At 68.9% G+C, this 14,546-nt stretch carries 13 protein-coding genes; 9 read left to right on the top strand and 4 right to left on the bottom strand.

Annotated elements, in window-relative coordinates; genetic code table 11:
• The first annotated feature begins 11 nt into the window (after positions 1–11).
• Complete coding sequence (locus OC534_RS05695) at positions 12–1,613, top strand: glucan biosynthesis protein D (protein WP_262071530.1); 1,602 nt, start codon at positions 12–14, stop codon at positions 1,611–1,613.
• Between the two features lie 32 nt (positions 1,614–1,645).
• Here OC534_RS05695 and OC534_RS05690 read toward each other — a convergent pair whose 3' ends face one another.
• Both OC534_RS05690 and OC534_RS05685 read right to left on the bottom strand, forming a co-directional pair.
• Positions 1,646–2,266, bottom strand: a complete 621-nt coding sequence (locus OC534_RS05690; RefSeq protein WP_017355293.1) for a thymidine kinase — start codon at positions 2,264–2,266, stop codon at positions 1,646–1,648.
• 40 nt (positions 2,267–2,306) lie between these two features.
• The gene (locus OC534_RS05685) at positions 2,307–3,038 is read right to left on the bottom strand and encodes a sel1 repeat family protein (RefSeq protein ID WP_037590935.1); all 732 of its coding nucleotides are present in this window, start codon (positions 3,036–3,038) and stop codon (positions 2,307–2,309) included.
• A 125-nt stretch (positions 3,039–3,163) separates the two neighbouring features.
• Here OC534_RS05685 and OC534_RS05680 point away from each other — a divergent pair, with 125 nt between their 5' ends.
• On the top strand, positions 3,164–5,140 hold the full coding sequence (locus OC534_RS05680) for a UvrD-helicase domain-containing protein (protein ID WP_017355295.1): 1,977 nt from the start codon (positions 3,164–3,166) through the stop codon (positions 5,138–5,140).
• A 135-nt stretch (positions 5,141–5,275) separates the two neighbouring features.
• Positions 5,276–5,818 (top strand): GNAT family N-acetyltransferase, encoded by a 543-nt coding sequence (locus OC534_RS05675; RefSeq protein WP_017355296.1) that lies wholly within the window; start codon positions 5,276–5,278, stop codon positions 5,816–5,818.
• A 141-nt stretch (positions 5,819–5,959) separates the two neighbouring features.
• On the opposite strand, the gene OC534_RS05670 is transcribed toward OC534_RS05675, so the two are convergent.
• On the bottom strand, positions 5,960–6,622 hold the full coding sequence (locus OC534_RS05670) for a DUF480 domain-containing protein (RefSeq protein WP_017355297.1): 663 nt from the start codon (positions 6,620–6,622) through the stop codon (positions 5,960–5,962).
• A gap of 111 nt (positions 6,623–6,733) precedes the next feature.
• On the opposite strand from OC534_RS05670, the gene OC534_RS05665 reads away from it, so the two are divergent.
• The 5 genes from OC534_RS05665 (at position 6,734) to plsB (ending at position 13,266) form a co-directional block, all read left to right on the top strand.
• Positions 6,734–7,660 (top strand): 5'-nucleotidase, lipoprotein e(P4) family, encoded by a 927-nt coding sequence (locus OC534_RS05665; protein ID WP_262071529.1) that lies wholly within the window; start codon positions 6,734–6,736, stop codon positions 7,658–7,660.
• Positions 7,657–8,376, top strand: coding sequence for an orotidine-5'-phosphate decarboxylase (gene pyrF, locus OC534_RS05660; protein WP_017355299.1), 720 nt, complete (start codon positions 7,657–7,659; stop codon positions 8,374–8,376). The genes OC534_RS05665 and pyrF overlap by 4 nt, the downstream gene beginning before the upstream one ends.
• 244 nt (positions 8,377–8,620) lie before the next feature.
• On the top strand, positions 8,621–9,445 hold the full coding sequence (locus tag OC534_RS05655; RefSeq protein WP_229296579.1) for a serine protease: 825 nt from the start codon (positions 8,621–8,623) through the stop codon (positions 9,443–9,445).
• Positions 9,446–9,607: 162 nt separating this feature from the next.
• A complete protein-coding gene (locus OC534_RS05650; protein WP_262071528.1) occupies positions 9,608–10,576 on the top strand; it encodes a hypothetical protein in 969 nt (322 codons plus the stop codon).
• On the top strand, positions 10,576–13,266 hold the full coding sequence (gene plsB, locus OC534_RS05645) for a glycerol-3-phosphate 1-O-acyltransferase PlsB (RefSeq protein WP_017355302.1): 2,691 nt from the start codon (positions 10,576–10,578) through the stop codon (positions 13,264–13,266). The genes OC534_RS05650 and plsB overlap by 1 nt, the downstream gene beginning before the upstream one ends.
• A 53-nt stretch (positions 13,267–13,319) precedes the next feature.
• Here plsB and OC534_RS05640 read toward each other — a convergent pair whose 3' ends face one another.
• Positions 13,320–13,523 (bottom strand): DUF465 domain-containing protein, encoded by a 204-nt coding sequence (locus OC534_RS05640; RefSeq protein WP_026070656.1) that lies wholly within the window; start codon positions 13,521–13,523, stop codon positions 13,320–13,322.
• Positions 13,524–13,620: 97 nt separating this feature from the next.
• Here OC534_RS05640 and ttcA point away from each other — a divergent pair, with 97 nt between their 5' ends.
• Positions 13,621–14,526: a tRNA 2-thiocytidine(32) synthetase TtcA gene (ttcA, locus tag OC534_RS05635; RefSeq protein WP_192813862.1), complete on the top strand. Its 906-nt coding sequence runs from the start codon at positions 13,621–13,623 to the stop codon at positions 14,524–14,526.
• The last annotated feature ends 20 nt before the right edge of the window (positions 14,527–14,546 follow it).

Raw genomic sequence — 14,546 nt, 5'->3', positions numbered from 1 at the left:
TCGCTGCCTGCATGCAACGACGCGACTTCATCCGCACCGCTTCCCTGGCCCTGGCTGCCGCCGGCCTGCCCGCGCTGCCGGCCTGCGCCGCGCAGGGCAACCAGGTCGGCCTGCGCCGCCTCGGCAAGCCGCAGCCGTTCGACTTCGCCTCCCTCAAGGGCCAGGCGCGCGCGCTGTCCCAGGCGGCCTACCAGAGCCACAAGCGCACCCTGCCGGGTCCGCTGGAAGCGCTGGACTGGGACCAGTACCAGTCCATCCGCTACCGCCAGGACCACGCCCTGTGGGCCGACCAGCCCGGCAGGTACCAGGCCAAGTTCTTCCACCTCGGGCTGTACTTCCATTCCCCGGTGCGCATGTACGACGTGGTGGATGGCACCGCCCAGGAACTGGCCTACGACCCGGCCGCGTTCGACTACGGCAAGAGCGGCCTGAAGGGCAGCCACCTGCCGCCCGACCTCGGCTTTGCCGGGTTCCGCCTCAACACCCGCCAGGACACCGACCGCGACTTCGCCGCGTTCCTCGGTGCCAGCTACTTCCGCGCGGTCGGCAGGGAAGGCCAGTACGGCCAGTCGGCGCGCGGCCTGGCGATCGACACCGGCATGGGCCGTCCGGAGGAATTCCCGGACTTCATCGCCTATTACCTGGAGCAGCCGGCCGCCGACTCCAACACCCTGGTGGTGTATGCGCTGCTGGATTCGCCGAGCGTTGCCGGCGCCTACCGCTTCGCCATCACCAACGGCGATGTGCTGCTGATGGACATCGACTGCGCGCTGTATCCGCGCAAGGCGATCGAGCGGCTGGGCATCGCCCCGTGCACCAGCATGTACCAGGTGGGCGAGAACGACCGCCGCATGGCCTGGGACTGGCGGCCGGAAATCCACGACACCGATGGCCTGTCGATGTGGACCGGCGCCGGCGAGTGGATCTGGCGCCCGCTGTGCAACCCGGCGCAGCTGCGCTTCAACATGTTCGTGGACAACAATCCGCGCGGCTTCGGCCTGCTCCAGCGCGACCGCAACTTCGACCATTACCAGGACGACGGCGTGTTCTACGAGAAGCGCCCGTGCCTGTGGGTGGAGCCGAAGGGCCAATGGGGCAAGGGCTCGGTGCAGCTGGTGGAAATCCCCACCGTGGATGAAACCTTCGACAACATCGTGGCGTTCTGGAACCCCGACGCCAAGCCGCAGCCAGGGCAGGAACTGCTGCTGGGCTATCGGCTGTACTGGGGCGCGCAGCCGCCGGCACGACCGCCGATGGCGCACTGCGTGGACAGCCGCACCGGCCTGGGCGGCGTGATCGGCAAGAAGCGCGAGTACTTCTCCTGGCGCTTCGCCGTGGACTTCGCAGGTGGCGAGCTGGCTGCGCTGATCGACAAGGCCGAGGTGGAAGCGGTGGTGCAGGTCAGCCGTGGCCGCACCGAGATCGTCTCGGCGCGCCCGCTGCGCGAGATCAAGGGCTACCGTGCGATGTTCGACGTGGTGCCGCCGGACGACAGCACCCAGCAGATCGACATCCGCCTGTACCTGCGCAGCGGCGGCCGTACGCTGACCGAAACCTGGCTGTACCAGTACAGCCCGCCGGCGGTGGGCGCACCGGAACGCACGCTCTATTGACGTAGAGCCGGGCTCTGCCCGGCTCCCCACCGTCACAGCGGGAGCGGGGCCTGCATCGGATCGATGCGGCCTTCGCCGCGGGTGATCTTCTTGAACTCGGCGCGGCTGACCGACACGTAGCGTTCGTTGCCGCCGATTTCCACCTGCGGGCCGTCCTGCACGGCATGGCCGTGTTCGTCCACGCGCACGGTCATCGTCGCCTTCTTGCCGCTGTGGCAGATGGTCTTGATCTCCTGCATCTCGTCGGCCCACGCCAGCAGGTACTGGCTGCCCTCGAACAGTTCGCCGCGGAAGTCGGTGCGCAGGCCGTAGCACAGCACCGGAATGCGCAGCTCATCGACCACTTCGCTCAACTGCCAGACCTGGCTGCGGGTGAGGAACTGGGCCTCATCGACCAGCACGCAGCCCAGCGGTCCTCCTGCGGCGATGTCCGCGGCGATCAGGCGCTGCAGGTCGGTATCGCGGTCGAAGGCCACACCATCGGCCTTCAGCCCGATCCGCGAGGCCACCACGCCGCGCCCGGCGCGGTCGTCCAGGCGCGGGGTCAGGATGGCCACGCGCATGCCGCGCTCGCGGTAGTTGTGCGCCGACTGCAGCAGGGTGGTGGTCTTGCCGGCGTTCATCGCCGAATAGTAGAAGTAGAGCTTGGCCATGCCGCATTTTATCCGCAGATGGCCGGTGCCGCCGCCGGCGTCACTCGGCCGGTGGCACACCGGTGGCCGGCCCCACCTCCACCGTGCCGGCGCGCTGCATCTGCTCCATCGCCTGGGCCTGCCAGTGCCAGTACTGCGCCGGCTCCCAGTAGCGGTCCTGCAGGAAGCGGTCCACCGGCATGGCCTGCTGCTGCCCGTCCTCGCCGCGCACGGTCATCTTCAGCGCGCCGATCCAGCCCAGCCGGCTGCCCGTCACCTCATTGCGGCCGCGGCGCATCTCGCGCTCCTGGCGTGGCTTGGCCACGGCGTCGCCGTAGGTGTCGTACAGCGCCTGGCCTTCCACCAGCGCCCGGTCGCGCTCGGCCGGGTCCAGCGCGGCCCAGTAGCGTTCGCGATGCACCAGCAGGAAGCGGTCGCCGCGCTCGGCGGCCAGGTCCATCCAGGCATAGGCGGCCGCGCGGTCGGCCGGCCCGCCCACGCCGTTCCACAGCAGCTCGGCCAGGGCCGCCTGCGACAGCTTGTCCGCGTAGCGCGCACCCCGCCGGTAATAGCTCCGCGCCTGCTCGGGCCGCCCGCCCTGCATCGCTTCGTTGCCCAGTTTGCGATAGCGCATGTCCGGGTGCGAGGCCAGGAACGTCTCCGAGCCCAGCACGTCGGCGGCCCACGGGTCGAAGACAGGCGCGTCGGCCTCCGCAGCGGCGGCGGCACCCACCAGCCCGCACAGTACCGCGCCCAGCAGCACGGCCCGGCCCCCTGCAATGCATCCCCTCATGACGCCCCGTGTCCTGCTTCACATGATCCCCCCCTCAATAGCGCAGGGCGCGCGCGCAGGTCAATCCTCCCCGGCCGCCGCCGCACCGGCGCGGCCCGCTACAATGCCCCTCCCCCGGAGTCGGCATGCACGGTCTCAATCCTCCCCAACGCGCGGCAGTCCTGCACTGCGAAGGTCCTCTGCTGGTGCTCGCGGGCGCAGGCAGCGGCAAGACGCGCGTGATCGTGGAGAAGATCGGCCAGCTGATCGCCAGCAAGCGCTATCCGGCGCGGCGCATCGCGGCCATCACCTTCACCAACAAGTCGGCCAAGGAAATGCGCGAACGCGTGGCCAAGCGCCTGCGCAGCGAAGACGCCGACGAGGTGACGATCTGCACGTTCCACGCGCTGGGGCTGAAATTCCTGCAGATCGAGCATGCCTCGGTCGGGCTCAAGCGCGGCTTCTCGATCTTCGACGCCGACGATGCCACCTCGCAGGTCAAGGACCTGATGTACGGCGCCAAGCCGGATGACATCGAAGACGTGAAGAACCTGATCTCGCGCGCCAAGAACGCCGGCCTTTCGCCGGAGCAGGCGATGGCGGCCGCGCGCAGCAACCGCGAGAAGGAAGCGGCCAGCGTCTACGAGCGATACCAGCTGCGCCTCTCCGCGTTCAACGCGGTCGACTTCGACGACCTGATCCGCCTGCCGGTGCAGGTGCTGGAAGAGAACCCGGAGATCGCCCTGGCGTGGCGCGAACGCATCGGCTACCTGCTGGTGGACGAATGCCAGGACACCAACGATGCGCAGTACCGGCTGCTCAAGCAGCTGGCCGGCAGCAAGGGCAACTTCACCTGCGTGGGCGACGATGACCAGTCGATCTACGCGTGGCGTGGTGCCAATCCGGAAAACCTGCAGCAGATGGCGCGCGACTACCCGGCGCTGGAGATCATCAAGCTGGAGCAGAACTACCGCTGCTCCAACCGCGTGCTGCGCGCGGCCAATGCGCTGATCGCCAACAACCCGCACGAGCACCTCAAGAAGCTGTGGAGCGACCAGGCCGACGGCGAACGCATCCGCGTGTGGGAGTGCCGCAACAGCGAGCACGAAGCGGAGAAGGTGGCGGCGGAGATTTCCTACCTGGCCACCTCCAAGCAGATTCCTTGGAGTGATTTCTGCATCCTGTTCCGCGGCAACTTCCAGTCGCGGCCACTGGAAAAGGCGCTGCAACTGGTGCGCGCGCCGTACCACATCACCGGCGGCACCGCGTTCCTGGAGCGCCAGGAGGTCAAGGACACGCTGTCCTGGCTGCGCCTGCTGGTGAACCCCGACGACGATACGGCGTTCATGCGCGCGGTGCAGTCGCCCAAGCGCGAAGTGGGTGCCGGCACGCTGGCCAAGCTGGCCGAACTGGCGTCGGAGAAGGACCTGCCGATGGCGCATGCGGCCGAGGCGATCGGCGCGCTGTCGCAGTTGCCGCCGCGCGCGGCCAACGGCCTGAGCCGCTTCACCGACATCCTGCGCGACCTGCGCGCGCAGATGCCGCAGCTCAGTTCCGGCGACCTGGTGCGGCGGCTGGTGAAGGAGTCGGGGCTGGTCTCCGAGCTGCGCAGCGCCTGCAAGGAAGAATCGGTGTACCAGCGCCGTCTGGCCAACCTGGAAGAGCTGGCGCAGTGGTTCGAAGGCGGCCCGCGCGGTGCTTCCACCGCCGACCTGGCCGCGCAGCTGGCGCTGTTGTCGCGCAACGACAAGGACGATGGCGGCAACCAGGTGCGGATGATGACCCTGCATGCGTCCAAGGGCCTGGAATTTCCGTACGTCTTCATCGTTGGCTGCGAGGACGGCGTGCTGCCGCACCAGGTCAGTCTCGACGAGGGCAACCTGCAGGAAGAGCGTCGCCTGCTCTACGTGGGCATCACCCGCGCCAAGGTGCAGCTGTGGATGAGCTACAGCAAGCTCACGCGCAAGTTCGGCGAGCACGTGCGGCTCAAGCCCAGCCGGTTCTTCGAGGAGATCCCGGCCGAGGAGATGCAGCGCGACGGTGCCGATCCGGTCGCCGATGCCGAACGCAAGAAAGAGCGCGCCAGTGCAGGACTGGCGGCGATCCAGGCCTTGTTCGACTGACCACGCGCGTCGCGCAGCGCCGACCCTTGGTCGGCTGCCGCCGGCCAGGGCGAACAGCAGCCGACCAAGGGCCGGCGCTACCGTGTTCGGGGCGCGCATTGCACAATCGGGGCATCTTCCTCCGCCGTGACCCGCATGTCCGCCGTGATCCAGACCGACCGCCTGCACCTGCGCCTGATCGACCCCGACCATGATGCGGCCGACATGCTGGCCCTGCTCAACGAACCGGGGTTCATCCGCAACATCGCCGACCGCGGCGTGCGTACCCTGGCGCAGGCGCGTGACTACACCGCCGAGCGCGTGCTGGGCAGCTATGCCCTCAACGGCTTTGGCATGTACGCCATCATCCGTCGCAGCGACGGCGCATGGTTGGGCAATGCCGGGCTGGTACGCCGCGATGGACTGCCCGCGCCGGATATCGGCTACGCGCTGCTCTCGCCGTACGAAGGCCACGGCTACGCGCTGGAGGCCGCGCGCGGGGTGATGCACTACGCGCGCGATGTGCTGCACCACGCCGATCTGTACGGCATCGTGTCGCCGGACAACCTGCGGTCGGCCGCCCTGCTGCGCAAGCTGGGCATGGAAGATCGCGGCGACCTGCTGTTGCCGCCGCCGCACGGTGGCAACGTGGTGCTGCTGTTCGCCACGCCAGGGGCCCCGGCGGTGGTGGCGTCATGACTGCCTGAGCCCGGCACGGAGGCAGGGTCGGGCGGGCTGCCCGACACCGCGACCGCGCTGCCAGACACTCCGACCGCGCTGTCCGACACCCCGACCGCGCTGTCCGACACCCCGTAGAGCCGGGCTCTGCCCGGCTGCTCTTCAGCCGCCCAACTGCGCGCGCAGGTCCGCCAGCTGCTCCTGCAGCTCGGCCACAGTGGCCTCCAGCTGCTGCACGCGCGCATCCAGCGCGGCGCTGCCACCGCCACCACTGGTCGGCGCCGCCTTGTACGCCTCCGCCAACGCCTCCACGTCCACCGGGCCGGCCAGCAGGTGCATGTAGCGGTCTTCGCGCTGTCCGCTGGCGCGCGGCAGCTGGACCGCCAGGCCGCGCTGGATCATGCGCTCCACATGGTGCCGCAGCTCGTCGGCGTCCTGGAACTGGAACAGGCGCTCGCTGCGGGTCAGCAGCTCGTTCACCGTCTGCGGACCGCGCAGCAGCAACAGGCCCAGGACCGCCAGCTGCTGGCGGGTCAGGTCCAGCGCACTGCCGGCACGGTGTTCATAGCGCTCGGCACGCGAGGAGAACTGCTGGCGGGCCAGCCCCAGCGTCTCCAGCTGGCGCAGCGCGTGGTGCACATCCCCGGCCGACAGGGCCATCACCGGCTCCCGCGCGGTCTTCTGGTTGGCCGCCAACTGGGCGGCATTGACCGTCAGCGGGTAGGCGTCCGGGGTGGTGGCCTCCTTCTCGATCAGGCAGCCCAGGGTGCGGGCCTGGGCCGCGCTCAGCACGGGCAGGGCAGGGGTCTGGACGTCATCGGTCACGGGGGGCTCCACGGTGTTTCAAGGGGGTGCAGCATAGCCGAGCGCCGCCGCCGGCATGAACGCCGCCGGCCAAGCCGGTAAACTGGCACGACTCTGTTGCTGGTGACCCCGATGCGTCGTATTGCTGCTGTTCCCCTGTCCGTGCTTGCCTGCGCCGTGATGGCGCTGACCGCCTGCAAGCGCACCGAAGCCCCGGCTGATGCCGCACCCCCGACCGTCGCCGCGTCTGCCGATGCACCGGCTGCTAGCGGCGATGCCGCCGTGGCCGCCAACGACAATCTCAATGCGGTGCTGTGGATGCAGCGTTCGCAGGAATACCGTGCGATCACCGAGCAGACCTACCGCGCCGCCGCCGACCGCCTGGATGCCGCGCTGAAGGAAGCCCACTGGGATGCGCTGGTGCCCGAAGAGCGCGGCAACGAAGCCAAGGGCCTGAAGCCGGCGGTGGTGCTGGACGTGGACGAGACCGTGCTGGACAACTCGCCCTACCAGGCGCGCCTGGTGCGTGACGGCAAGGAATACGACGAGATGACCTGGGACCAGTGGGTGGCCGAAAAGAAGGCCAAGGCGATCCCCGGCGTGGTCGATTTCGCCAAGGCCGCCAACGCCCGCGGCGTGACCCTGCTGTACATCTCCAACCGCGCGGTTCACCTCAAGGAGGCCACCCTCGCCAACCTGCGCGCCGAAGGCCTGCCGGTGGCCGATGACAGCGTCTTCCTCGGCCTGGGCACCGTGGTGGAAGGCTGCGAGCAGGCCGGCAGCGAAAAGAACTGCCGCCGCCGCCTGGCCGGCCAGAAGTACCGCGTGCTGATGCAGTTCGGCGACCAGCTGGGCGATTTCGTCGAAGTCACCGCCAACACCAACGATGGCCGCGACGCACTGCTGCAGCAGTACCACGACTGGTTCGGCGAGCGCTGGTGGATGCTGCCCAACCCGACCTACGGCGGCTTCGAGCCGGCGCAGTTCAACAACGATTACAGCCAGTCGCGCCAGGCCCGCCACGATGCCAAGCGCGCTGCGCTGGACTACGCGCCGTGAGCCGGGCACCGCTGCCGCTGCGCGATGATGAACGCCTGATCGTCGCGCTGGACGTGCCGGGACGCGATGAGGCGCTGGCGTGGGTGGACCGGCTGGGCGACAGCGTGTCGTTCTACAAGATCGGCATGGAACTGCTGGCGTCCGGCGAATACTTCCAGGTGCTTGATGCGCTCGCCACGCGCGACAAGCGCGTCTTCGTCGACCTGAAGTTCTTCGATATCCCCGCCACCGCCGCCGCGGTGATCAAGCGGCTGTCGCAGTGGCCGGTGAGCTACGCCACCATCCACGGCTGGCACCCGGCGATGATGGAGGCCTGCGCCGCCGCCAACGGCAGCGACATGCGCCTGCTGGCGGTGACCGTGCTGACCTCGATGGGCCAGGACGATCTGCGTGGCATGGGCATCGACCGGGCGCCGGTGGACGTGGTGGTCGAGCGCGCGCTGGCCGCCCGGGCGGCCGGCATCGACGGCGTCATCGCCTCTGGCCAGGAAGCCGCACCGATCCGCGCGGCTACCGGGCCGGGTTTCTCCATTGTCTGCCCCGGCATCCGCCCGGGTGGCCCGGTGGGCGATGACCAGAAGCGCACTGTAGGCGTTGCCCAGGCGTTCGCCGATGGCGCCGATGCCATCGTGGTGGGCCGGCCGATCCGCCAGGCGACCGACCCGCGCGCCGCCGCGCTGGCGATCCAGGCCGAAATCGCCTCGGTCCTGCGCTGATCCCCGCACAGTGCCGGCGCTCCGTGTGCCGGCACCGACGCGTTCTTTGGTGCCGGAACCGCGTCTCGTTGTCGTGTTGCGCACGGTTGCAGAAGTGAATCCATCAATCGCTGCCGGGTCGCTGGCCACAGCGAAGTGAGAAGCGTCGCCCAGTCTGTCTCCCGCCTTTGCCGTCGAATCGATCCCGGCACGTGCCCTCCCGGCCGTGTCGTCCGCTTCTTCATCACTGCAAAGGAGTTGCAGCATGCACATGCGTTACCGCGCGGCCGTGGCCGCTCTCGTCGTCATGGCCACGGTGTCCGCCCCGGCGCTGGCCACCCCGCCGCTGGACGGACACAGCCCCAGGATCATCGGCGGCATCGATGCCGAGCCCGGGCAGTACCCCTTCATGGTCAGCCTGCAGCAGCTTGCCCGGGGCGAGTCCGACCACGCGCGTCACTGGTGTGGCGCCACCCTGATCTCGCCGTCCTGGGTGCTGACCGCCGCGCACTGCGTGGAAGATGCGCTGCCGCGTGACTACGCGGTGCTGGCCGGCAAGACCACGCTGGATACCACCGGGCGCCGGCGGGTGTCCAACATCAAGGCCATCCACGTTCACCCGGCCTACGACAGCAGAGCCCTGGTCAACGACATCGCGCTGATCCAGCTGCGCCGCCCGATCGCCAAGGGCCAGTTCGCGGTGCCGCTGCTCGGCGGTGACACCGGCTACCTGCGCCGTGGTCGCCGCTTTACCGTGATCGGCTGGGGCGACACCGGCCTGGAAGGACCGGCGGGCGCGCCGACCGTCCTGCAGACCGTGCAGACGCCTTATGTCCCGTTCCGTGAGTGCCGCAACGCCTATCCCAACCTGCAGGCGGGCAAGGTGCTCTGCGCTGGCGAAGAAGGCATCGACAGCTGTCAGGGCGACTCGGGCGGTCCGCTGCTGGTGCAGCGCGAGGGCCGGTGGACGGTTCTCGGGACCGTCAGTTGGGGCGTGGGTTGCGCGCAGGCCGGCTATCCAGGCGTATATGCACGGCTGTCGGACGGGCACATGGCCGACTTCATCCGGGCGACCTGGACCCACGACTAGACCCTGTCGGGCACGGGCACCGCGCCGGTCCCGGCCGGTGTCCGTTCGTTTTCCTTGTTTTTCAATGACCTGCGGCCTCCTATGGTGGCGCCGCAAGGGCCCGGCTTGCCGCTGCAGGGCCGCAGGCCGCAAGATGCGGACCGGTCCGGGGAGTCCGAATTCATGTCCATGCCGTTGATGCCAGGGCGTTGTCGAGAGTGGGTACTGGCGCTGTCGTTCTGCGGCCTGGTGCTGCTCAGTGCGTGCAAGCGCGATCAGATCGATCCGGATGCGCCAGCCGCCGAACCGGTGGCGGCCCTGCGCCAGCTTGCCTGCCTCGTCGCCGACAATGACCTGGTCGGCTACGCGCAGGCGTCGGTGCCGCCGGCCCAGTACGACCGCCTGCAGGCGGCCTGGGCCCAGGGACGCAGCCGCTGGCCGCTGACCGAACTGCCGCTGGATGGTCAGTTCCTGCCGATGATGGCCGCGCTGTCACGGCCGGACGCGCCGCAGCGCCTGCAGCGCGCCTTCGACGCGCAGATTGCCGGCCAGGCCACGGGGGTGCGCCAGGCGGCGCATTCGATGGGACTGTTCGGTGTGCAGTACCTGCGCAACCAGAGCGACTACAGCGAAACCGAGCGCGCCCACTACACCCAGGTGGTCGACGCGCTCAGCCGCTGGGCGGCCGCCGCCCCGCTGACCGACAAACAGCGCGCCCGCACCACCATCACCCTGCTGACGGCCACGGCGCGGACCGCCGCGCTGTCGACCGAGGAACAACTGCAGGCCGCGGGCATGGAAGGTTCGCTGCGCCGGCTGGGACCGTTCGCCAAGGCCTTCAAAACCGCGCTGGCCAGTTACGGCCTGTCGCTGGACACGGCGCTGACCGAACTGCGCGGCGAACTGGTGTCCCAGCAGGGCGATACCGCCGTGGTGCGGATCCAGTACCCGCTGGCGGGCGAACAGATCGACGCACAGGTGCGCATGACCCGTCGCGAGGGCCACTGGTACGTGACGCGGACGCTCGAAGACATCGACGCGCTGCTGCGGGCCGCCGAGGCCGCACAAGCTGAACATGACGCCGCCAAGGCGGCTGAAGCAGAGGCGGCCGCTGCGGTCAAGGACGATGCTTCCGCACCGGCTAAGCCATAATGAAGCCGATGCCGAACCAGAATCCCCTGCCTTTCCCCGGCGAAGAGCCGCCCAAGACGCCGGACGCACCGTCCGCGTCGCCCGACACCGCGCCCGTTGCCGGCATTCCGGCCGAGCCCGGTGAGGCGCCGGCTGCGGCCGACCCGGCGGCAACCGCGCCGTCCGCCATCGTGCCCGGAACCCGTGCCCCGGTGGGCCGCCGCCCGTGGTGGGCGCGCCTGCTGGGCCGGCTGGTCGAGCCGTGGCTGTCGCTGAAGATCGAACCGGAACATCCCGGCCAGTACAACGACGGCCGCCCGGTGGTCTATGTGCTGGAAGACTACGGGCTGTCCAACGCGCTGATCCTGGACAAGGCCTGCCGTGAAGCCGGCCTGCCCTCGCCGCTGGTGCCCATCGCCGGCGACCCGACCGGGCGCCGGCGTGCCTACCTGGCGCTGTCCCGCCGCAGCAGCAGCAACTCGCTGATTCCCGAGCAGCGCGGCGCCAAGACCCATTCGGATTCGCTGGCCAAGGTGCTGCAGGCCCATCGCGCACGCGATGAGCTGGACGTGCACCTGGTGCCGGTGTCGATCTTCGTCGGACGTGCGCCGGACAAGCAGAGCGGCTGGTTCGCCGTGCTGTTCTCGGAAAACTGGGCACTGGTGGGCCGGTTCCGTCGCCTGCTGGCCGTGCTGCTCAACGGCCGCAGCACCATCGTGCGCTTCGCGCCGCCGATTTCCCTGCGCACCACCGTGGACGAGGGGCTGGACCCCGAGCGCACCGTGCGCAAGCTGCAGCGGGTGCTGCGCACGCACTTCCGCCGTATCCGTGAATCGGTGATCGGTCCGGATCTGTCCACCCGCCGCCTGCTGGTGGACAAGGTGCTCGATGCCGACACCGTGCGCGAGGCGATCGCCTCGCAGGCCAAGCGCGACAACTCCAAGCCGGCCGATGCCTGGAAGAAGGCGCATGCCTACGCCTGGGAAATCGCCGCGGACTATTCCAGCCCGGTGGTGCGCTCGGCGAGCTTCATGCTCAGCCACGTCTGGAACCGCATCTATGCCGGCGTGCTGGTCCATCACCTGGACAAGTTCAAGGCGGCCGCGCCCGGGCACGAAGTGGTCTACGTGCCCAGCCACCGCAGCCACATGGACTACCTGCTGCTGTCCTACCTGCTGTACGACCGTGGCATTGTGCCGCCGCACATCGTGGCCGGCATCAACCTGAACCTGCCGGTGGTTGGCACGCTGCTGCGCAAGGGAGGCGCGTTCTTCATCCGCCGCTCCATCCGCGGCAACGCGCTGTACTCGGCGGTGCTCAGCGAGTACGTGGCGCAGCTGGTGGCGGGTGGCTACTCGATCGAGTACTTCGTCGAGGGTGGCCGCTCGCGAACCGGTCGCCTGCTGCAGCCCAAGGGCGGCATGATCTCGATGACGCTGCGCGCGTTCCTGCGCCAGCCGCGCAAGCCGGTGCTGTTCCAGCCGGTCTACATCGGCTACGAAAAGCTGATGGAAGGCGGCAGCTACCTGGATGAGCTGTCCGGGCGGCCCAAGGAAAAGGAATCGATCTGGCAGCTGCTGTGGTCCATTCCCAAGGTGCTCAAGCAGAACTACGGCCAGGTCGTGGTGAACTTCGGCGAGCCGATCGCGCTCAACGACGTGCTGGCCCAGCAGGCGCCGGAGTGGAATGGGCAGCCGGTCGGCGAAGACGAGAAGCCGTCGTGGCTGTCGGGCACGGTCGACCACCTGGCCGAACGCATCCAGGTGCATATCAACGGCGCCGCCGACGTCAATCCGATCAACCTGCTGGCGCTGGCGCTGCTGTCCACGCCCAAGCATGCGATGGGCGAGGCCGACCTGATCGCGCAGATCGAGCTGTGCAAAACCCTGCTGGTGGAGATGCCGTACTCCGATCGCGTGACGGTGACCCCGCACTCGCCGGAGCGGATCATCGCCCATGCCGAGGAAATCAACGTCCTGACCCGCATCAAGCACCCGCTCGGTGATGTGCTCAGCGTCAGCGGTGATACGGCAGTGCTGCTCAGCTACTTCCGCAACAACGTGCTGCACCTGTTCACGGCCTCGTCGTGGGTGGCGTGCTGCTTCCAGAACAACCGTCGCATGAGCCGTACCGGCCTGGTGCAGCTGGGCCGCACGGTGTACCCGTTCCTGCAGGCCGAGCTGTTCCTGCCGTGGAGCGAGGACGAGTTCGCCCAGCGCATCGAGCAGACCATCAACGTGTTCGTGCGCGAGGGCCTGCTGCAGAACGTCAATGACGACGACGGCGGCATCCTGGCGCGCAACACCGGACAGACCGACGAAGTCTTCCGTCTGCGTGCCATCGGCCACTCGCTGCAGCAGGCGTTCGAGCGCTATTACATCGCCATCTCGGTGCTGGTGAAGAATGGCCCGGGCACGCTCGGCGCGGCCGAGCTGGAAAGCCTGTGCCAGCAGGCCGCGCAGCGCCTGAGCCTGCTGTATGCGCCGGCCGCGCCGGAGTTCTTCGACCGCACGCTGTTCCGCGGCTTCATCCAGAAGCTGCGCGAGCTGCGGCTGGTATGGCCGGACGAGAACAGCAAGCTGCTGTTCGACGACCGCCTGGATGCCTGGGCCAAAGACGCCAAGTTCATCCTCGGCCGCGAGCTGCGCCACACCATCGAGCGGGTCAGCCCGGAGGCGGCCAAGCCGGATGAGCCGGTGGCACAGGACTGAGGCAGCCGGCAGGAAGGGCAGCCGACCAACGGTCGGCTCGCCGGGTGCCGGTGTTATGCCGGTTCGTCGGGAATCAGCATGTTTTCCAGTCTGGCGATGCAGTCCTTGAGCTGCAGCTTGCGCCGCTTCAGGCGCTTGGCGTCCAGCTCGTCTTCGCCATTGGCGGCCATGTGCAGGATCTGTTCGTCGAGCGCACGGTGCTCCTGCCGGAGCATGGCAAGACGGGTACTGATCTCGGTGGGCGTCAGGGTATCCACGGCCATTGAGCATACACATCCATGATGATGCCCGGGAGTGAACGCAGTCACCTCCCGGTGGCGATGGGGGCGGCGGCGAGCCGGTAGAATGACCGTCATGAGCGCCGTCCTGCCCTTGCCCGATCCCGTCCTGCGCGCCCGCGATCCGCGTGCGGCCGAGGCGGACCAGGACAGGCTGGCGCGGCGGCTGCGCCGCCAGGTCGGCCAGGCCATCGGCGACTTCGGCATGATCGAGGCCGGCGACCGGGTGATGGTCTGCCTGTCCGGCGGGAAGGACAGCTACACCCTGCTGGACCTGCTGCTGCAGCTGCAGAAAAAGGCGCCGGTGGATTTCGAGCTGGTGGCCGTCAACCTGGACCAGAAGCAGCCCGGTTTTCCCACCGACGTGCTGCCCGGCTACCTGCGCTCGATCGGCGTGCCGTTCCAGATCATCGAGCAGGACACCTACTCGGTGGTGACCCGGGTCATCCCGGAAGGGCGCACGATGTGCTCGCTGTGTTCGCGGCTGCGGCGCGGTGCCCTGTACCGCCATGCGGCCGAGCATGGCTTCACCAAGATTGCCCTGGGCCACCATCGCGACGACAGCGTGGCCACGTTTTTCCTGAACCTGTTCCACCACGCCAAGCTGTCGGCGATGCCGCCCAAACTGCGCAGCGACGATGGCGCGCATGTGGTGATCCGTCCGCTGGCCTACGTCAGCGAACAGGACATTGCCCGCTACGCGCAGGCACGCGCGTTCCCGATCATCCCGTGCACGCTGTGCGGCAGCCAGGACACCCTGCAACGCCGCCAGGTCGCGCAGATGCTGCAGGGCTGGGAGCAGGCGCACCCGGGCCGGATCGACCAGATCGCGCGCGCGCTGGGCAACATCCATCCGTCGCAGCTGGCTGATCCGGCCCTGTTCGATTTCCTGTCGCTGGGGCGCACGCAGGACGCCCCGCGGGCCGCCCCGGGCGGGTGGCCCACCCCCGATGACGCCGGCGAGGTACCGCCGCCGGCCTAGCCGGTGCACCGCGCCTTGCG

Source organism: Stenotrophomonas sp. Marseille-Q5258 (assembly GCF_946900935.1).
Classification (GTDB): Bacteria; Pseudomonadota; Gammaproteobacteria; order Xanthomonadales; family Xanthomonadaceae; genus Stenotrophomonas; species Stenotrophomonas nematodicola.
The sequence above is the reverse complement of the archived record's forward strand: the minus strand, read 5'-3'. Positions and strand labels throughout refer to the sequence as shown.